The 17,779-nt window shown below is 69.3% G+C and carries 16 protein-coding genes; 11 read left to right on the top strand and 5 right to left on the bottom strand.

Annotation, left to right across the window (positions count from 1 at the left end):
* Window positions 1-6 precede the first annotated feature (6 nt).
* The 3 genes from HFL01S_RS21600 (at window position 7) to HFL01S_RS21590 (ending at window position 4,053) form a co-directional block, all read left to right on the top strand.
* Entirely contained in the window at window positions 7-1,455 is a 1,449-nt protein-coding gene (locus HFL01S_RS21600) for an NAD-dependent succinate-semialdehyde dehydrogenase (RefSeq protein WP_066262650.1), read from the top strand.
* 56 nt (window positions 1,456-1,511) lie between these two features.
* The gene (locus tag HFL01S_RS21595) at window positions 1,512-2,987 is read left to right on the top strand and encodes an aldehyde dehydrogenase family protein (RefSeq protein WP_066262605.1); all 1,476 of its coding nucleotides are present in this window, start codon (window positions 1,512-1,514) and stop codon (window positions 2,985-2,987) included.
* 67 nt (window positions 2,988-3,054) lie between these two features.
* On the top strand, window positions 3,055-4,053 hold the full coding sequence (locus HFL01S_RS21590; protein WP_066262603.1) for a helix-turn-helix domain-containing protein: 999 nt from the start codon (window positions 3,055-3,057) through the stop codon (window positions 4,051-4,053).
* On the opposite strand, the gene HFL01S_RS21585 is transcribed toward HFL01S_RS21590, so the two are convergent.
* Window positions 4,054-4,728, bottom strand: coding sequence for a TorF family putative porin (locus HFL01S_RS21585; protein ID WP_066262601.1), 675 nt, complete (start codon window positions 4,726-4,728; stop codon window positions 4,054-4,056).
* A gap of 142 nt (window positions 4,729-4,870) precedes the next feature.
* Window positions 4,871-5,956, bottom strand: coding sequence for an ABC transporter substrate-binding protein (locus HFL01S_RS21580; RefSeq protein WP_066262596.1), 1,086 nt, complete (start codon window positions 5,954-5,956; stop codon window positions 4,871-4,873).
* A gap of 343 nt (window positions 5,957-6,299) precedes the next feature.
* Here HFL01S_RS21580 and HFL01S_RS21575 point away from each other — a divergent pair, with 343 nt between their 5' ends.
* The 7 genes from HFL01S_RS21575 (at window position 6,300) to HFL01S_RS21545 (ending at window position 13,699) form a co-directional block, all read left to right on the top strand.
* Window positions 6,300-7,772: an APC family permease gene (locus HFL01S_RS21575; protein WP_066262593.1), complete on the top strand. Its 1,473-nt coding sequence runs from the start codon at window positions 6,300-6,302 to the stop codon at window positions 7,770-7,772.
* 220 nt (window positions 7,773-7,992) lie between these two features.
* Window positions 7,993-9,324, top strand: coding sequence for a type I glutamate--ammonia ligase (locus HFL01S_RS21570; RefSeq protein WP_066262591.1), 1,332 nt, complete (start codon window positions 7,993-7,995; stop codon window positions 9,322-9,324).
* An 8-nt stretch (window positions 9,325-9,332) separates the two neighbouring features.
* A complete protein-coding gene (locus HFL01S_RS21565; RefSeq protein WP_066262589.1) occupies window positions 9,333-10,079 on the top strand; it encodes a glutamine amidotransferase-related protein in 747 nt (248 codons plus the stop codon).
* An 11-nt stretch (window positions 10,080-10,090) separates the two neighbouring features.
* The gene (locus HFL01S_RS21560) at window positions 10,091-11,356 is read left to right on the top strand and encodes a cytochrome P450 (RefSeq protein WP_066262587.1); all 1,266 of its coding nucleotides are present in this window, start codon (window positions 10,091-10,093) and stop codon (window positions 11,354-11,356) included.
* Window positions 11,357-11,363: 7 nt separating this feature from the next.
* A complete protein-coding gene (locus tag HFL01S_RS21555) occupies window positions 11,364-12,614 on the top strand; it encodes an NAD(P)/FAD-dependent oxidoreductase (protein ID WP_066262585.1) in 1,251 nt (416 codons plus the stop codon).
* Window positions 12,611-12,931, top strand: a complete 321-nt coding sequence (locus HFL01S_RS21550) for a 2Fe-2S iron-sulfur cluster-binding protein (RefSeq protein WP_066262583.1) — start codon at window positions 12,611-12,613, stop codon at window positions 12,929-12,931. Before HFL01S_RS21555 ends, HFL01S_RS21550 begins: the two co-directional genes overlap by 4 nt.
* Before the next feature lie 66 nt (window positions 12,932-12,997).
* A complete protein-coding gene (locus HFL01S_RS21545) occupies window positions 12,998-13,699 on the top strand; it encodes a helix-turn-helix transcriptional regulator (protein WP_066262581.1) in 702 nt (233 codons plus the stop codon).
* A 17-nt stretch (window positions 13,700-13,716) separates the two neighbouring features.
* Here the strand turns inward: HFL01S_RS21545 and HFL01S_RS21540 are convergent, their stop codons facing one another.
* Genes HFL01S_RS21540 through HFL01S_RS21530 form a run of 3 tightly spaced genes read right to left on the bottom strand, consistent with a single transcriptional unit; the run spans window position 13,717 to window position 16,404 of the window.
* A complete protein-coding gene (locus tag HFL01S_RS21540) occupies window positions 13,717-14,352 on the bottom strand; it encodes a nitroreductase family protein (RefSeq protein ID WP_066262579.1) in 636 nt (211 codons plus the stop codon).
* 7 nt (window positions 14,353-14,359) lie between these two features.
* The gene (locus tag HFL01S_RS21535; protein ID WP_066262576.1) at window positions 14,360-14,905 is read right to left on the bottom strand and encodes a cytochrome b; all 546 of its coding nucleotides are present in this window, start codon (window positions 14,903-14,905) and stop codon (window positions 14,360-14,362) included.
* Between the two features lie 47 nt (window positions 14,906-14,952).
* On the bottom strand, window positions 14,953-16,404 hold the full coding sequence (locus HFL01S_RS21530; RefSeq protein ID WP_066262648.1) for an aldehyde dehydrogenase family protein: 1,452 nt from the start codon (window positions 16,402-16,404) through the stop codon (window positions 14,953-14,955).
* 223 nt (window positions 16,405-16,627) lie between these two features.
* Here HFL01S_RS21530 and HFL01S_RS21525 point away from each other — a divergent pair, with 223 nt between their 5' ends.
* Entirely contained in the window at window positions 16,628-17,605 is a 978-nt protein-coding gene (locus HFL01S_RS21525; protein ID WP_066262573.1) for a helix-turn-helix domain-containing protein, read from the top strand.
* Window positions 17,606-17,779 lie beyond the last annotated feature (174 nt).

Genomic DNA, 17,779 nt, shown 5'->3' with positions numbered 1-17,779 from the left:
ATGCACATGCTTCCACTCAAAGATCCTTCCCTGCTGCCCGGCCAGTGTCTCGTCGCGGGCCAGTGGGTGTCGGGCACCGCTTCCATCGACGTGACGAACCCCGCCACGGGGGCAGTCATTGCCACGGTGCCGCGCCTGGGCGCCGCCGAGACGCGCGAGGCCATCGAGGCCGCCAACCGCGCCTGGCCGGCCTGGCGCGCGCGCACCGCCAAGGAGCGCTCGGCCATCCTGGCCCAGTGGTACGCGCTGATGCTGGCGAACCAGGACGACCTGGCCCTGATCATGACCAGCGAGCAGGGCAAGCCGCTGGCCGAGGCGCGCGGCGAGATCGCCTACGCAGCATCCTTCATCCAGTGGTTCTCGGAAGAGGCCAAGCGCGTCTACGGCGACACCATTCCCGCCCCGGTCGCTTCGCAGCGCATCGTGGTCACCAAGGAGCCCATCGGCGTCTGCGCGGCCATCACACCCTGGAACTTCCCCGCGGCCATGATCACGCGCAAAGCCGGCCCGGCGCTGGCGGCGGGCTGCACCATGGTCGTCAAGCCCGCGAGCCAGACCCCGCTGACCGCGCTGGCGCTGGCCGTGCTGGCCGAGCGCGCGGGCGTGCCGCCCGGCGTTTTCTCGGTGGTCACTGGCTCTGCCAGCGATGTCGGCAACGAGCTCGCCGACAACCCGCTGGTGCGCAAGCTCTCGTTCACCGGTTCCACCGAGGTGGGCCGCCAGCTCATGGCCCGCACGGCGGCCACGATCAAGAAGGTGTCGATGGAGCTGGGCGGCAACGCGCCCTTCATCGTGTTCGAGGACGCCGACCTGGACGCCGCGGTCGAGGGCGCCATCGTCTCCAAGTACCGCAACGCGGGCCAGACCTGCGTCTGCGCCAACCGCCTCTATGTGCACAGCAAGGTGTACGAGGCCTTTGCCGCCAAGCTGGCGGTGGCCGTGTCGCAGCTGAAGGTGGGCGAGGGCACGGGGGCCGATGTGCGCATCGGTCCGCTGATCGACGACCGCGCGGTGCAGAAGGTCGAGCAGCACATCGCGGACGCCGTGGCCAAGGGCGCGCGGGTGCTCAGCGGCGGCCGTCGCCACGCGCTGGGCCAGAGCTTCTTCCAGCCCACCATCCTTGGCGACGTGACGCAGGACATGCTTGTGGCGCGCGAGGAGACCTTCGGCCCGCTGGCGCCGCTGTTCCGCTTCGAGACCGAGGACGAGGTGGTGGCCATGGCCAACGACACCGAGTTCGGCCTGGCCAGCTACTTCTATGCGCGCGACCTCGGCCGCGTCTGGCGCGTGGCCGAGCGGCTGGAGTACGGCATGGTGGGCGTGAACACCGGCCTGATCTCGAGCGAGGTGGCGCCCTTCGGCGGCGTCAAGCAGTCGGGCATCGGGCGCGAAGGCTCGCACCTCGGCATGGACGACTACCTGGTCGTCAAGTACATCAACATGGCCGGCATCTGATGCCCGTCTGGCGGCTATGGAGCCGCAAGCGCTGCCCACAACAACAGGAGACACCCATGAACACGAATACCCAAACCACGTCGGCGGTCACGCTGCACAACTTCATCAACGGCCAGTACCAGGCCGCCCGCTCGGGCGCCATCTTCCAGAAGCTGGCCCCGGCCACCGGCCACCCCTTCGCCACCGTGAGCGCCTCGGACGCCGGCGATGTGGACACCGCCGTGGCGGCCGCCCGCCAGGCGCTGCGCCACGGCCCCTGGGCCACCATGCCCGGCCAGGAGCGGGGCCGCTGCCTGTCCCGCCTGGCCGACCTGCTGGAGGCCAACGCACCGGCTTTCGTGGCCACGCTGGCCGAGGAGCAGGGACGCCCCGCTTTCGACATGACGGTGATGGACCTGCCGATGTCGGTCGACACCCTGCGTTACTTCGCCGGCTGGGCCGACAAGCTCGAAGGCCGCACTGTGCCCACCGCCGGCTTCATGGGCCGCCCGATGCACCACTACACGCGGCTGGAGCCGGTGGGCGTGGCGGCGCTGATCGTGCCCTGGAACGCGCCGCTGATGATCGCCATCTGGAAGCTCGCGCCCGCGCTGGCGGCCGGCTGCACGGTGGTGATCAAGACCTCCGAGGACGCGCCGGTGGCGGTGGGCCAGCTCGGTCGACTGGTGGCCGAAGCCGGCTTTCCGCCGGGCGTGGTCAACATCGTGCACGGCATGGGCGCAGAGGCGGGCGCGGCGCTGACGGCGCACCCCGATGTCAGCAAGATCAGCTTCACCGGCAGCACCGGGGTTGGCCGCATCATCGCCCGCGACGCGGCGGCGTCGTTCAAGCGCGTCACGCTGGAACTCGGCGGCAAGGCCGCGCAGATCCTGCTGCAGGACGCGAACCTCGACGAAGCGATTCCCGGCGTGGCCATGGGCCTGTTCGTCAACCAGGGCCAGACCTGCGCGGCCGGCTCACGCATCCTGGTGCACCGCTCGCTGCTGCCGCAGGTGGAGCAGGCGCTGGCCGCGGCCGCCGAATCGGTGCGGCTGGGCGGGGCGCAGGTGGAGGGCGCGCAGATGGGCGCGCTGATCAGCGCGCGCCACCGCGAGCGCGTGCAGGCCTGCATCGACACCGCGATCTCGCAGGGCGCGCGGCGCCTGAGCGGGGCCGGGAGTGAGCTGCCCGCCGAAGGCTTCTTCATGCGGCCCACGGTGTTCACCGACGTGACGCCCGGCATGCAGCTGGCACAGGAAGAGGTCTTCGGACCGGTGGGCGCGATCATCCCGTTCGACACCGAGGCCGAAGCCATCGCCATCGCCAACGACAGCCGCTACGGCCTGTCCGCCAGCGTGTGGACGCGCGACGTGTCGGCCGCGCACCGCGTGGCCGCGCAGCTCGAGGTGGGCGCGGTGGCCATCAACTGCTGGAGCCCGCTGGACGCGCGCCTGCCCTGGGGCGGCACCAAGGACAGCGGCATTGGCCGCGATCTCTCGCGCAAGGCGCTGGACGCCTACCTCGAAGAAAAAGTGGTCTCGCTCGCGCTGTAAGCCGCGCCCGCGATCCGCCGCCACTGCGTCTGCCACCGGTCCTTCGGGACCTTCGCCGGGCCGTTCCATGAACGTCGATGTGCGCCATTTCAACGATGTGAACCAGCACGCCCGGGCCATCCCCGGGTGGGCACAGGACTACGACCAGCTCGGGCGCGGCGCGCTCAGCAGCAGCCTGCAGCAGGTCTCCACCGGCCACTTCCTGGTGTTCCGCGAGCGCTTCAACCGCCAGGTGGTGCAGTGCGGGCGCTGCCCCGATCAGCGACTGTGCCTGGCTGTCTCGGAGGCCATGCCGGAGCCGGCGTCCACCGGTTGGTCACGCCATCCGCTGTCGCAGGTCGTGCTGCTGAGGAACCGGGAAGAGTTCATGCTGCATGCGCCTCAGGGCCTGAGCCTGTTGGCGGCCAACGTGGACTACGAGCGTTTCCTTCAAATTGCCGACCTGCACCTCTCGCCGGAGCAGCGAGCGCTGGCGCGCGGCTCGCGCGGCCTGGCTGTGGGCGACGCGGCGGTGTTGCGTCTGCGGCAGGCCCTGCAACAGGTGCTCGCCCAGGCCGGCACGCATGAGCCCAATGAAGCGCAGACAGGTGCGCTGGACTGTGCGCTGGACGACCTGGTGCTCAACGCCTTTCTGGACCTGTTCGACGCGGTGGACCACGCCCGTGCCCCGACGCGCTGCGGCGGGGCAGTGCGCAGCTACATCGTGCGGCGCAGTCGCGAGTTGATGGAGGAGGGTGGCGGTGGCGCAATGAGCGTGCTGGAACTCTGTGCCCGGCTGCGGGTCAGCCGCCGCACACTGCAGATCAGCTTCCAGACCGAGGCCGGCATCGGCCCGCTGGAGTACCAGCGCAACCTGCGGCTCAACGCGGTGCGCCGCCGGCTGGGCCAGACCACGGCGCAGGCGCTGCCGGTGGGCGACGCGGCGGCCGAGATGGGGTTCTTCCATCTCAGCCATTTCGCGCGCCACTACCGCGAGCTGTTCGGCGAGCTGCCATCCGACACACTGCGTGCGGATGGCCGGCCCACGGTGGCCTGGTCAGACCACCGTGCGCTCAAAAGGGCTTGATCAGAAGGCCTTGACCAGCCCGACCACCAGGCGGGTCTTGCCGGCGGGGCCGGTCTTGGCGGTCTCGGCGCCGCTGATTCGGGCGGAGGTGGTCAGGCCGCCGCCCAGGTCGTAGACCAGGCCCAGGTGCGCGTCCTTGGCGCTGTCCATGTTGTGGCGGTTGCGGAAGGCGATGCCGGCTTCCAGGGTCAGCTTCTCGCTCAGCGGTTGCGCCAGCGAGAGCGCCAGGCGGGCCGTCTTGTTGCCGTTGCCGAAGCCGTGGCCGTACTGGGCCGAGAAGATGCCGTGGCCCAGGCGCACGTACCACTCGTTGGCGTTCCAGCTGTTGTCCTTCGGATAGACGAAGCGGATGGAGCCGACGTCGTAGCGCCAGCCCTGGCCGAACTCGCCGCGGTAGCCGCCGTACAGGTCGATCTCCAGGTCGGCCTGGCCCTGTGCGCCGAACTTTCCGGTGGAGTTCCAGTTGCCCACGTAGAGGCCGTTGCCAAAGTCGTAGTCCACTCCGCCCTGCAGGGCCGGGCGAACGTTCTTCGGCGCGCGGACGTCCTGGTCGATGCCGTTGTACTTGTACAGGGAGGTCAGCCCCACGTTGTAGGAGATGCTTTGCGCAGAGGCTGGGGCGGTGATGGACGCCAGCGCGACGGCGGCAGTCAGAGGAAGGAGGAGTCGGTTCATGTTTGTCTCTTTGTTGATAGGGGTGGGGTGGGTCGGTTGCCCGTGCCTTGCGCATGCCGCTGCCACGGGCGGATCGGATTCTGTGAGGCAGGTTCGAAATCGATGAGCCTGAAATGGCAGTGTTTTGCGGTCGCTGGCGCGCTCAGTAGCGCAGGCGCCCGCCGAAGGTGACGATGCCGATGTCCAGGAAATCAAGGCCGACGTGATTGGTCTTCGAAAAGCTGGCCTTGAGGCCGCCGAGGTCGAACGGACCGCGCTGCTCCAGTGCGTCGCGAAGGCCCGTGGCCGTCACCGGACGGGGGGTCTGGCGCAGCGCTTCCACCAGCAGGCGCGCGGCCAGGAAGCCTTCGAGCGACAGCGTTCCGTGCCGCGCGTCCTTGGGCGCGTACTGCTTCATCTGGGCCTGGTAGTCGCGCACCGCGGGCAGCGAGCCGCCGAACGGGTTGGGCACCACCTGGGTCACCGTCATGCCGCGCGAGGCCGCTTCGCCCGCGTGGTCGAACAGCCGGCCCGACTCGTTGTACGAGGCGCCGTACACCGGGGTGAACACACCCTTGGCGCGCAGCGTCTTGAGCAGCTTCGCGGTCTCTTCCACCGGCAGCATGGAGACGATGGCGTCGGCGCGCGCCTGTGCGGCCTGCTCGAACGCCTTGTCCAGCTGGCCGCTGCTGGCCGCCACCGGCGCGCGGGCGATCACCTCGATGGCCGGGGCGCGCGCGGCGGACTGCTCGAAGAACTTCACCTCGCCCAGGGTGGCGGGGTCGTCCCAGTGGACCAGGGCGACCTTGCGCAGGCCGATGGTGCGCAGCTGCTGGGCCAGCTTCTCGTACTCGCTGTTCTCGCCCTGGGTGAGGTGGAACACATGCGACCGCGTCGGTGTGCGCAGCTGCACCGCGGCGGGCGAGGTGCCGATGAGGGGGATGCCGAGCCGGCCGAAGACGTTGGCCTCCAGCGTGGCCGCGATGGTCTCGGGCCCGATCAGGTACAGGAAGGCCACCGGATTCAGGCTGGCCGCGGCCTGCTCGATCTGCCTGATGGCCTGCGCCGGGTTGGCAGCGTCGTCCAGCGAGACCAGGCGCACCGTGTCGCCGCGGATGCCACCGGAGGCGTTGACATGGTCCAGGTGGGCCTGCATGCCCGTGCGCAGTTCGCTGGTGTAGTGCGCCAGCTCGCCCTTCTGTGGCGCCACCTGCACCACCACCAGTTCGGCGGCACGGGCCGTGTTCATCAGCAGGGCGGCGGCCAGCAGGCACAGGGCCCGGGCGGGTCGGGTCCACCCTCTTGCGGCGGGGCGGGAAAGCGGCGAAATGTGTCTGTCGGGGCGCACCGTGGTTCTCCAGTCTGCTGGTGGTTCGGCGCATGCTAGGGGCCGGCCGGCGGGGCCGAGTAGCCCGAATCGGCAAGGGCCAGCGGGCGACGGACCCGCACCGCATCGGTGCGTGAAAAGGTGCCGATCCGGGCTAACCGCCGCGACGGGGCGCGCCTAGAGTCGCGACAGTTGCGGGGGTTCCGCGACACCCTGTGCCGACGCGGGGCTTTGTGATCGGCAGCAAACAGACAGTGACAACAACATGGCAGACAACCATCGGTCAGAGCAGGAAACGCCTGCGTACCCCCCACACGGCGGGCCTCACGAACTCCGTAAGAACTCGCTGGGCCTCATCTCGGTGACGTTCATGGTCATCTCGGCCGCGGCGCCGCTCACCGGCGTGGCCGGCGCCGTGCCCATCGCCTTCCTGCTGGGCAACGGCACCGGCGTGCCTGCGACTTTCCTGTTCATGACCCTGATCATGCTGGCCTTCTCGGTCGGCTACGTGGCCATGTCCCGCCATGTGCGCAACGCCGGGGCCTTTTACGCCTACGCGGCGCGCGGGCTGGGCGGGCGCTGGGGCGGGGCTACGGCGATGATGGCCCTGGTGGCCTACAACGCACTGCAGTTCGGTCTCATCGGCCTGCTGGGCGGTGTGTCGGCGGGCGTGTTCTCCGAGTTCGGCCTGCAGATGCCCTGGTGGGTCTACAGCCTGGTGGCGGTGGTGCTTGTGGGCATCCTGGGCTACCGGCAGGTCGACCTCTCGGCCAAGGTGCTGGTGCTGCTGGTGCTGCTGGAGTACCTGATCGTGCTGCTGGTGGACTTCGCCATTCTGGGCACGGGCGGTGCGAGTGGCCTGTCGCTGAACATTTTCGACATGTCGGCCATCACCTCCGGCTCGTTCACCGTGGCGGTGCTGTTCTGCCTGGGCTCGTTCATGGGCTTCGAGGCCACCACCATCTACGCCGAGGAAGCACGCGATCCGGATGTCACGATCCCGCGCGCCACCTACCTCTCGGTGATGTTGATCGGCCTGTTCTTCGTGTTCACCACCTGGCTCATGATCGCCGGCGTCGGCGCGGCCGAGCTGATCCCGACCATCCAGGGCCTGAAGGACCCGACCACCTTCTTCTTCGAGCTGGCAGGCCGCTACGTCGGTGGGCCGGTGCCGATGATCGCCGGGCTGCTGCTGGTGTCCAGCCTGTTTGCCGCGCTCTCGGCCTTCCACAACTACATCGCGCGCTACAGCTACGTCGCCGGCCGTGAAGGCCTGCTGCCCGCGGTGTTCGGCCGCACCCACGCGACCCACCAGAGCCCGCACGTCGGCTCGGTGGCCCAGACTATCGGCGCGCTGATCGTGCTGGCGGTGTTCGCGGGCCTGGGGCTCGACCCGGTGCTCAACATGTTCACCTGGATCTCGCAGGTCGGCGTGCTGGGCGTGCTGGGCATGATGTCCGTCACCTCGCTGGCGGTGGTGTGCTTCTTCCGCCGCCATGGCGAGGCCTCGCTGCTGACCGCCTGGGTCATGCCAGTGATGTCGGGCCTGGTGATGGCCGCGCTCTTCGTCTACATCTTCTTCAACTTCGGCGACCTCACCGGCACGCAGGGCGGCAGCCTGGGCCTCGTGCTGCCCTCGCTGATTCCGCTGGCCGCCCTGGTGGGCTGGCTGCTGGCCAGCCGCCTCAAGGCGGCCAATCCGAAGGCCTACGCGAACATGGGCGCCAGCCGCGCCTGAGACCGCGGCCCGGGCGGGCCGACCGGCGCATCCAAGGTTGCAGGGGGAGAGATCCCCCTGTTTTTTTTGGTGCCTGCGCGCCGGCTGAGGGCCCGTCTCATCTCAACAGACGATGGTGGATTGGTCCCGCTCTTCCTACATTGGATTGCCTAGCACGACATCGTGACAAATGCATTGACCGATGTCATGGCGACCTCCATCCAACCCACCTGAAAACACCATGAGACAAGACAGCGCGGACCGATTTCTCACCATTGCCGTGGCCGACACCAACGGCCTGTTGCGGGGCCAGAAGGTGGCCGCCAGCGAGCTGCCCGGCATCCTGGCCAGCGGCATGGGCATGTCGCCCGCCCAGCTGGCGCTGGACCCCACCGACGTGTTCTTGAGCATGCCCGGCGTCACCGACGGCACGGGCGACTTCCACGACAGCGCGCTGACGGTGGACACCGCCAGCCGCCGCGCGATCCCCTGGGAGGCGACGTCCGACCAGGGCCTCTACCTGGCCGAGTTCTCGGGCGACGCTCAGGCCTTCTGCCCGCGCAGCGTGCTGCGCAAGGTGCTCGACCGCGCCGCCGCCATGGACGTCTTTCCCAAGCTGGGCTACGAGCTGGAGTTCACGCTGTTCAACGAGACCGCCGAGACCCTGCAGGCCAAGCAGTACGACCAGCTGCGCACCGCCACCGCCCACGCCAGCCACGACCTGGTGATCTACCAGGCTGCGCAGTCGGAGTTCTACAACGGCGTGGCCGACTTCTGCGAGCCGCTGGGCATCCAGCTGGCCAAGATGCACGAAGAGATCGGCGGCGGTTTCATGGAGGCCTGCATCGCCGCCAACACGGCCATGGCCGCGGCCGACCAGGCCGTGCTGCTGAAGAACTTCCTGCGTGTGTTCGCGATGCGCCGCGGCCAGACCATTTCCTTCATGCCACGCTGGTCCGAAGACGCAGACAGCCAGTCCAGCCACATCCACATCTCGCTGCTGGACGGCGCGGGCAAGCCCTGGTTCTGGGACGCCGATGCCGAGCACCAGATGTCCCGGCGCTTCCGCCACTTTATCGCGGGCGTGCAGCGTTACATGCCCGACTTCATGCTGATCTTCGCGCCCACGGTGAACAGCTGGCGCCGTTTCGCCGAAGGCACCTTCGCGCCGCCCGCCTTCACCTGGGGCATCGAGAACCGCACCACCTGCCTGCGCGTGGTGGGGCACAGCCCGTCGTCGATCCGCGTCGAGAACCGCCTGCCGTGTGCCGATGCCAACCACTACCTAACGGCGGCCGCCAGCATCGCGGCGGGTCTGGCGGGCATCGAGCAACAGCTCGAACCCAGCGCCGCCACGGTGGGCAACGGCTACCTGCCCGACGCGCGCCACGGCCCGCCGCTGCACAAGAACATGCAGGCCGCGATCGCGGCGCTGCGTGACTCGGCCTGCGCGAAGGACTGGCTGGGCGAACGTTTCGTCGAGACCTTCAGCGCCACGCGCGAGGCGCAGTGCAAGTCCTTCGCCGGTAAGTCGCTGATCGACGAGCGCCGCCGCTTCTTTGAACTGGGTTGAGGTCCACCATGCTGTTTGGCATCCTCGAATGCGGCCAGACCAGTCCCGACTGGATCGAAGAACACGGTGAGGTGGCCGCACCGTTCCCGCCCTTCCTGCGCAGCGCCGACGCCGCGCTGGACTTCAGGGTCTACAAGGCGCACCGCAATCAACTGCCGGCCACGGCCACCGAATGCGACGCCTGGCTGGTCACCGGCAGCCCGGCCAGCGTGCACGAGCGCCTGCCCTGGCAACCCGCGCTGGCGCAGATTCTTGTCGGTGCGGCGCAGCAGCGGCCGGTGGTCGGCATCTGCTTTGGTCACCAGCTGCTGCACGACACGCTGGGTGGCGAGGTGCAGCGCTCTGGCAAGGGCTGGGGCGTGGGCGTGCAGGACTACCCGTTGCAGAACGTGCCCGACTGGGCGCCGCCCGGCGCGCTGGAAGGCGACACCTTCCGCCTGATCGCCCTGCACCAGGACCAGGTCACCACGGCCGCGCCCGGCACCCGCGTGCTGGCCGGCAACGGCTTCTGCCCGCTGGGCATCACCACCATCGGCGAGAACGTGCTGACCATCCAGGCCCACCCCGAGATGACCACGCGCCTGGCCCGGGACATCTATGAATCGCAGCGCACCGAACAGGGCGACGCGATGACCGACGCCGCCGTGCAGAGCCTGCAGACCCGCATCGACAGCCACCCCGCGGCGCACTGGGTACTGGCCTTTGTGCGCCACCGCCTGGCCCGCCTCGCGGCCAACACCCCATCCACCCGCTGAAGGGAATCTCCATGACTTCGCTCACCACCACCCGGCCGACCACGCGTGTCGACCTCACCGATGCCGGCGTCTGGCACCAGGCCGTGCCCGCCGAAGAGTTCGCGCGCCTGCGCCGCGAATCGCCCGTGGCCTGGAATCAGCGCCACGATGGCCAGAAGGGCTTCTGGGCCGTGACCCGCTACGACGACATCGTCAGCGTCTCGGGCAACACCCAGGTGTTCTCGTCGCGCAACGGCGTGATCAGCCTGGACGACTTCGACGACGCACAGAACGACGCGCGCCGCACCCTGCTGGAGATGGATGCGCCCCAGCACCCGGCCATGCGCATGATCACCGTGCCCGGTTTCATGCCGCGGGCGGTGGCGGCGCTTGAGGCCTCGGTGCGCAGCACCGCCGCGCGCCTGCTCGACGAGGTGCTGCAGAAGCCTCAGGTCGACGTGGTGGAGGTGCTGGCCAAGCAGCTGCCCATCGTCACGCTGTGCCGCGTGCTGGGCATTCCGGAAGACCGGCGTAACGACATGATCCGCTGGAGCGACCAGCTGATCGGCTCCGACGACCCGGAGTTTGTCGACCCGGCCGTGGCCGCGGTGCCGGAGGCCGAGCGGCGCATGCTGCCCTTCGGGCACCCGGCCTCGCTGCAGGCTTTCGAGCTGGGCCTGCAGCTGGCGCAGGAGCGCCGCCACCAGGGCACGGACGACATCGTCAGCCGGCTCGCGCTGGGCACCTACGACGGCCGGCCGCTTTCGGACGGGGAGTTCTGCAACTACTTCCTGATGCTGGTGGTGGCCGGCAACGAGACCACGCGCCACTCCATCTCGCACGGCATCAAGGCCTTCTGCGACTTCCCGGACCAGTGGGCGCGTTTCCGCGCGGGCGGGGTCGATGGGCGCGTGGCGGCCGACGAGATCTTCCGCTGGGCCAGCCCGGTGCACTTCGTGCGCCGCATCGCCACCACCGACACCGAGCTGGGCGGCGCGCAGATCACGCGCGGCGACAAGGTGGCCATGTACTACGCCTCGGGCAACCGGGACGAGGCGCACTTCGACGCGCCGCAGCAGTTCCGCGTCGACCGCACGCCCAACCACCACATGGCCTTCGGCCGTGGCGGCCCGCACTTCTGCCTGGGCACGCACGTGGCCAAGCTGCAGGTGAGCGTGCTGCTGGAAGAGATGGCCAAGCGCGTGGCGTCCATGGCACTCACCGGTCCGGCCGACCGCCTGCGCAGCAACCACGTGCACGGAATCAAGCGGCTGCCGGTTGCCTTCACCCCCGCCTGAGGTGGCCATGCAATCACCCCATGCCGTCATCCTGGGCGCCGGGCACGCCGCAGCGCAGCTGGTGACCAGCCTGCGCCAGCAGGGCTGGCAGGGCGCCATCACCCTGGTGGGCGAGGAGCCGGTGCTGCCCTACCAGCGCCCGCCGCTGTCCAAGGCCTACCTGGCCAGCCAGATGAGCGCTGAGCAGATGCTGATCAAGAACGCCGCGGCCTATGAGAAGGCGGGCGTGAACCTGCGCCTGGGCGTGCGGGCCGAGCGCATCGACCGCGCGCAGCAGCGCGTGCACCTCGATTCCGGCGAGGTGCTGGACTACAGCGCCCTGGCCCTGACGCTGGGGGCGCGTGTGCGCGAGCTGACGGTGCCCGGTGCCGATTTGCCGGGCGTCTTCTACCTGCGCACCCTGGCCGATGTGGACCGCATCAAGGCCCACGCCAGCGTGGGCACTGGCCAGCGCGCGGTGATCGTGGGCGGGGGCTACATCGGCCTCGAAACCGCCGCCGGCCTGCGCCAGCTCGGCCTGTCGGTCACCTTGCTCGAAGCCATGCCACGGCTGCTGGAGCGCGTCACCAGCGCCGAGGTGGCGGCCTTCTACCAGCGCGTGCACACCGAAGAGGGTGTGGACATCCGCTGCGGCAAGAGCGTGCAGCGCATCCTGGGCGCGTCCGCGGTCACGGCGGTGCAGTGCGCCGACGGCGACACCTTCCCGGCCGACCTGGTCATCGTCGGCATCGGCGTGCTGCCCAACGTGGCGCTGGCCGCGGCCGCGGGACTGGACGTCGGCAACGGCATCCGGGTCAACGCCTTCGCGCAGACCAGCGATCCGCTCATCGTCGCGGCCGGCGACTGCACGGAGTTTTTCAGCGAGGCTCATGGCCGTGCGCTGCGGCTGGAGTCGGTGCCGCACGCCATGGCGCAGGCCAGCTGTGCGGCGGCCACGCTGTGCGGCAAGCCGGTGGCCTACCAGGCGCAGCCCTGGTTCTGGTCCGACCAGTACGACCTCAAGCTGCAGATGGTGGGCCTGTCGCAGGGCCACGACCAGGCCGTGATCCGCGGCGACAGCCACCAGGGCCGCAGCTTCTCGGTGTTCTACCTGGCGGGCGGCCGCCTGCTGGCGGTGGACTGCGTCAACCGCCCCAGGGACTTCCTGCTCGGCCGGAAGCTGGTCGCGGCCGCCGCCGAGATGCCCGCCGACGCGCTGGCCGATGAATCGTCGGACCTGAGCCGCTGGCTCCCCACACCAACCCCCACCACACCATGATCACCATCACCTTCATCGACCACCAGCGGCAGGCCACCACCGTGCAGGCTGCACCCGGCACCTCGCTCATGCAGGCCGCCGTGGACAACAGCATCGCCGGCATCGTCGGTGAGTGCGGGGGCTTCTGCTCCTGTGCCACCTGCGTCTGCCAGGTGGACCCGGCCTGGGCCGGCCGGCTGTCGGCGCCCGAGGCCATGGAAAGCGCCATGCTGGAATCGGCCGCGGCCGATTCCCCGAACAGCCGTTTGTGCTGTCAAATCGCTTTGAGTTCGGATCTGGACGGCCTGACGGTGCACCTGCCCGAGAGCCAGTTCTGAGGCAGCGTCCGTCACCACCGGGCCCTGCCGGTCCGGTGGTGTGGTGAACACGGAGCACGCGGGGCGATGGCCAACTCGGATGTCTCGGACGATTTCAAGCGGGCCCTGTTCGCCCTGGTTCACCGGCTGATGCCGGTGGACGGCATCCGCTTCTTCATCTACGTGCCCTGGGCGCAGCTGCAGCAGGACAGCGCCTCGCACCACGAGCTGGACACCATGCTGCGCCAGTACTCGGAAACCTGGTGGGCGCAGGACCCGATGCACCCCTCGCGCTACGAGGACCAGGCCACGGCGGTGGTGTCCAACTCGATGCTGATGTCCGACGACGAGTGGCGCCAGAGCGGCATCTACACCGGCTTCTACCAGCCCAACGGCTACTTCCACAACTGCGATGTGTTCTTCCGGCAGCAGGGCCGCATCGTGGCCGTGCTGTCGCTGGTGCGGCGCGACGCGGCCCAGCCGTTCACCGAGGCCGAGGTGGCCGGCCTGAACCAGATCCAGCCCTTCGTGGAGTACAGCCTGGGCGCCATCCACGTGGCCAGCCGCGTCATCAGCCGCACCAGCCTCTCGGTTCAGTTCCACCTGACCGCGCGCGAGCTGGACGTGGTGGAGATTGCGGTCACCGGCATCAGCAACAAGGCGCTGTGCCGGCACCTGGGTATCTCGCTGCCCACCCTGCGCAGCCATGTGCAGAACATCTACGCCAAGGTGGGGGTGCGCTCCAGCTCTGAGCTGATTGCCAAGCTGGCGCCGATCCAGTTCAGCTGAGACCGGGCCCGGGCCCCTCAGACGATGGACAGCACCTCGCCGACCGGGCGGCGCGGCTTGCGCGGCCAATTGCCCGGCGCGGGCCGGCCGATGGCCACCAGCATCACCGGCAGCTCGGTCGGCGCGAGGCCGAATGCGGCGCTGACGGCCGCGGCATCGAAACCGCCCATCGGGGCGCTGGCCAGGCCCAGGGCCTGGGCCGCCGTCATCAGGTTCATGGCCGCCAGCGAGCCCGAGCGGATGGCCTCGTCGCGCTGCTTCGCCGGCCGGTCGTGCATGCCGCGGTGGGTGTCGTTCGCCCAGGCTTCCAGGTCCTCCGGCCCCATGTGGCCGGCGTCGACCAGGGGCTGCAGGTTGGCGCGGATGCGCTGGTAGCCGTCGAGGGTGCCGATGACGATCACCGTCACCGCCGCGTCCTTCACCTGGTGCTGGCCGTAGGCCGGGTCGCACAGCTTCTGCCGGCCTTCGCGCGAGCGGACCGCGATGAAGCGCCAGTTCTGCAGGTGGTAGGCGCTGGGCGCCTCGCAGGCGTGGCCGATGAGGTCGGCGACCAGGTCGTCGTCGATCTCGAACGCAGGGTTGAAGTGGCTGGTCGAGACGCGCGCGCGGATCAGTTCCAGCGCCTGGGGGCAGGTGTTGAGTTGCAGGGACATGGGTTTCTCAGAGCATGCGTTGGAGGACATCGTTGTCGGGGTTCTTGTCGAAGTAGCGGTGTTTGATCACGCCGGCCAGGTGCAGCACGACCACCGCCAGCAGGGTGTAGGCCAGGATGCCGTGCAGCCAGTCGGCGGCTTCGTAGGCGGTCTCGTTCTTCGGGAACAGCTCGGGCACGTGGATGCCGAAGAATGTGACACCGTCGCTGTACTCGAAGGTGCTCGACAGCGTGTAGCCGGTGATGGGCAGCATCACGATGAGGAAATAGATGGCCCAGTGCGCGAAGTGCGCCAGCTTGCGGTCGAAGGCGGGCAGGCCCGCAGGCAGCTCGGGTGGCACGTAGCGCAGCCGGTTGCTCAGACGGATGAAGATCAGCAGGAAGGCCAGCAGCCCGAAGGACTTGTGCCACCAGTAGAGCTGGCCCACCAGCGGCTCGCGGGTCTCGTCGTAGGGCGTCATGAACCAGCCGCCAAAGATCTGGCCGAGGATGAGGAGGGCCATCAGCCAGTGCAGCGCGCGCATGCTGGCTGGGTACTTGTCTTGGTGCTTCATGTCGGGTTCTCCAGTGGACGTGGGTGTGAAAGGGGAGAGGGGGTGGGTCAGGGCAGCAGCACGGTGATGACCTTCTCTTCGGTGTAGGCCAGCGAACCGGGCAGGCCGCCCTCGCGGCCGATGCCGCTGGTCTTGAGGCCGCCCCAGGGCAGGTTGGCGTCCAGCGGGCTCCAGCAGTTCACGCCGACGGCACCCACGCGCATGGCGCCGGCCACCTTGTGGGCGCGCTCCAGGCTGCCGGTCCACACCGTGGCCGCCAGGCCGTAGGCCGAGTCGTTGGCTAGGGCAATGGCTTCGTCGTCGGTCTCGAACTCGATGACCGTGCCCACCGGGCCGAAGATCTCCTCGCGCGCGATGCTCATGCGGTTGTTCGCGCCGCCGAAGATGGTGGGCCGCACGAACCAGCCCTTGGCGGTGTTCGACACACCGCCCGCCAGCAGCTCGGCGCCTTCTTCCAGGCCCTGGCAGATGTAGCGGTTCACCCGCTCGTACTGGGCCTTCTTGGCCACCGGCCCCATCTGCACGCCCTCCTGCGAAGGGTCGCCCACGGTGACCGCCTTCGCGGCCTGCGCCAGCGCGGCCGAGAACTTCGCGGCAATGCCCTTCTGCACCAGAATGCGCGAGCCCGCCGCGCAGACCTGGCCCTGGTTGATGAACAGGCCCATGGCGCAACCGCGCACCGCGTCGTCGAAGCGGGCGTCGTCGAACACGATCTGCGGGCTCTTGCCGCCCAGCTCCAGCGTCACCCGCTTGAACAGCGGCGCCGCGATGCGCTGGATGGCCGCGCCCGCCTCGGGGCTGCCGGTGAAGCTGATCTTGGCCACCAGCGGGTGCTCGCACAGCGCGCGACCCACCACCTCACCCAGGCCCATCACCACGTTGACCACACCGTCGGGGAAGCCCGCTTCCTGGCACAGCGCGGCCAGGTGCAGGGCCGACTGCGGCGTCTCTTCCGACGGCTTGATGACCACGGTGCAGCCGGCCGCGAGCAGGGCCGCCAGCTTCCAGGTGGTGATCATCAGCGGCGCGTTCCAGGGCACGATGGCCGCGACCACGCCCACCGGTTCGCGCACCGTGTAGGACAGCGTGCGCACCCCCATGTAGCCGCCGGTGGGGATGGTGCGGCCCTCCAGCTGGTTGGCCCAGCCCGCGGCCGCGCGCAGGTGGGACACGGCGTTGGGCACGTCCATCATGCGCGGTTCCATGCGCGAGCGGCCGATGGCCCGTGCGTCCATGTCGGCCAGGATCTCCAGGTCGCGCTCGACCAGGCTGGCCAGCTGGTTCAGCAGCGCCGCGCGGTGGCTGCCGTTGAGCTTGCTCCAGGCGCCGCCGACCAGCTGGGCGTGGGCGGCCGAGACGGCGCGGTCCACGTCCTGCGCAGTGCCGCTGGCGGCGGTGGCGTACACCTGCTCGTCCACGGGGTTGATCAGGTCCAGGCGCGCGTCGTCCGACGATTCGGTGTGGGCGCCTTCGATGAAGTGCTTGAGGTGCTGGGTCATGTTGAACACTCGGGTGGGTGGCTGAAGTCGGGGCGAGTGTCGGGTTGGCGCCCGGCGCCTCAGTAGCCCAAATCAGCACCTTGTCACGCCCGGCACCCGCTTCTGCGGGTTAGCACGGGTACCGGCGCGCCGGGGGCCAGAGGCACACTTCTTGCGGCACCAGGGATCACGACGTCACGGGCCACCAGATGCCCGCATTCGGACCACGTTGACCAGAGGTCTCATGAACACCAGAACAGATCGCTTCAACGACGTGCACCTGCACGCCACATCGGTGCATGGCTGGGGCCAGACCTACAGCCAGATCTCGGCCGGCGCCGCGCAGTGCGCCCTGTCCCAGTTCTCCACCACGCGCATCCACGCGTTCCGCGAACTCATCAACCAGCGCGTGGTGCAGCACGGCGAGGCGCCGCGCGGCCAGATCTGCTTCGCGGTGCCGCTGGCCGTGCCCGGCGCAGCGCGGGTGCAGGGCCGGGCGGCGGACGACAAGTGCATCTTCGTGCTGCAGGGCGGCGACGAGTTCATGTTCCACATGCCGATGCACATGGACATGCTGTCCATCACCTTCGAGCGCGAGGCCTTCGAGCGGATGATGGCGGGCGCCCCCTGGCCCACCGGCATCGACGCGCTGCTGAAGCAGCCGGTGGTGCAGGTGCCTGGCCACCGCCTGGCGGAGAGCCGCAAGCGCCTGCTGGCCCTGTTCAACGCGGTGATCGCCGTCTCCGGGCAGGTGTCCACGCCCGAGGAGGAGCAGCAGGTCGAGCAGGCGATGCTGGGTGAGCTGATGCGCCTGATCTCCGATCCCGCGTGCGACCGGTCCCAGCGCCACGGCAGCTCCTCGCGCAGCTTCATCGTGGAGAAGTGCCACCGCATGACCCTGTCGGACGCCGCCAACGCGCCCAGCGTGGTGGACCTGTGCAAACGGCTGCGGGTCAGCCGCCGCACGGTGCAGAACAGCTTCCAGAGCGTGACCGAGACCAACCCGGTGAACTACATCCGCAGCGTGCGCCTGAACGGTGTGCGGCGCGAACTCATGTCCACCACGCCCCAGCAGCTGTCGATCGGTGACGCCGCCGCGAAGTGGGGCTTCTTCCACCTGAGCCACTTCGCGTCGGAGTACCAGGAGCTGTTCCTGGAGCTGCCGTCGCAGACCCCGCGCGCGGTCAGCGCGCCGCCCGCACGGGCCGCCGCCGCGGCCTGAGACCCGCCGGCGCAGCGCGCCGGCCCCTGTGTCTCTTCACCCACCGGCGGGCTGCCAAAGCTTGCCGATTCGGGCTAACCCCGCTCGCGGGGGCACCAACAGAATCCGTCCCACCAGAGCCACGCGGCTCTGTGTCCTTCGATGCGATCACCCTTGCCGGTGATGCATCGCCGA

Origin of the sequence: Hydrogenophaga flava NBRC 102514, from assembly GCF_001571145.1 — a bacterium.
Lineage (GTDB): Bacteria > Pseudomonadota > Gammaproteobacteria > Burkholderiales > Burkholderiaceae_C > Hydrogenophaga > Hydrogenophaga flava.
This window is presented reverse-complemented; position numbering and strand designations above follow the sequence as displayed.

Excerpts from the sequence above, each read along its gene's own strand:
- HFL01S_RS21600 (WP_066262650.1), top strand. The coding sequence starts at position 7 with ATGCTTCCACTCAAAGATCCTTCCCTGCTGCCCGGCCAGTGTCTCGTC.
- HFL01S_RS21595 (WP_066262605.1), top strand. The coding sequence starts at position 1,512 with ATGAACACGAATACCCAAACCACGTCGGCGGTCACGCTGCACAACTTC.
- HFL01S_RS21590 (WP_066262603.1), top strand. The coding sequence starts at position 3,055 with ATGAACGTCGATGTGCGCCATTTCAACGATGTGAACCAGCACGCCCGG.
- HFL01S_RS21585 (WP_066262601.1), bottom strand. The coding sequence starts at position 4,728 with ATGAACCGACTCCTCCTTCCTCTGACTGCCGCCGTCGCGCTGGCGTCC.
- HFL01S_RS21580 (WP_066262596.1), bottom strand. The coding sequence starts at position 5,956 with ATGAACACGGCCCGTGCCGCCGAACTGGTGGTGGTGCAGGTGGCGCCA.
- HFL01S_RS21575 (WP_066262593.1), top strand. The coding sequence starts at position 6,300 with ATGGCAGACAACCATCGGTCAGAGCAGGAAACGCCTGCGTACCCCCCA.
- HFL01S_RS21570 (WP_066262591.1), top strand. The coding sequence starts at position 7,993 with ATGAGACAAGACAGCGCGGACCGATTTCTCACCATTGCCGTGGCCGAC.
- HFL01S_RS21565 (WP_066262589.1), top strand. The coding sequence starts at position 9,333 with ATGCTGTTTGGCATCCTCGAATGCGGCCAGACCAGTCCCGACTGGATC.
- HFL01S_RS21560 (WP_066262587.1), top strand. The coding sequence starts at position 10,091 with ATGACTTCGCTCACCACCACCCGGCCGACCACGCGTGTCGACCTCACC.
- HFL01S_RS21555 (WP_066262585.1), top strand. The coding sequence starts at position 11,364 with ATGCAATCACCCCATGCCGTCATCCTGGGCGCCGGGCACGCCGCAGCG.
- HFL01S_RS21550 (WP_066262583.1), top strand. The coding sequence starts at position 12,611 with ATGATCACCATCACCTTCATCGACCACCAGCGGCAGGCCACCACCGTG.
- HFL01S_RS21545 (WP_066262581.1), top strand. The coding sequence starts at position 12,998 with ATGGCCAACTCGGATGTCTCGGACGATTTCAAGCGGGCCCTGTTCGCC.
- HFL01S_RS21540 (WP_066262579.1), bottom strand. The coding sequence starts at position 14,352 with ATGTCCCTGCAACTCAACACCTGCCCCCAGGCGCTGGAACTGATCCGC.
- HFL01S_RS21535 (WP_066262576.1), bottom strand. The coding sequence starts at position 14,905 with ATGAAGCACCAAGACAAGTACCCAGCCAGCATGCGCGCGCTGCACTGG.
- HFL01S_RS21530 (WP_066262648.1), bottom strand. The coding sequence starts at position 16,404 with ATGACCCAGCACCTCAAGCACTTCATCGAAGGCGCCCACACCGAATCG.
- HFL01S_RS21525 (WP_066262573.1), top strand. The coding sequence starts at position 16,628 with ATGAACACCAGAACAGATCGCTTCAACGACGTGCACCTGCACGCCACA.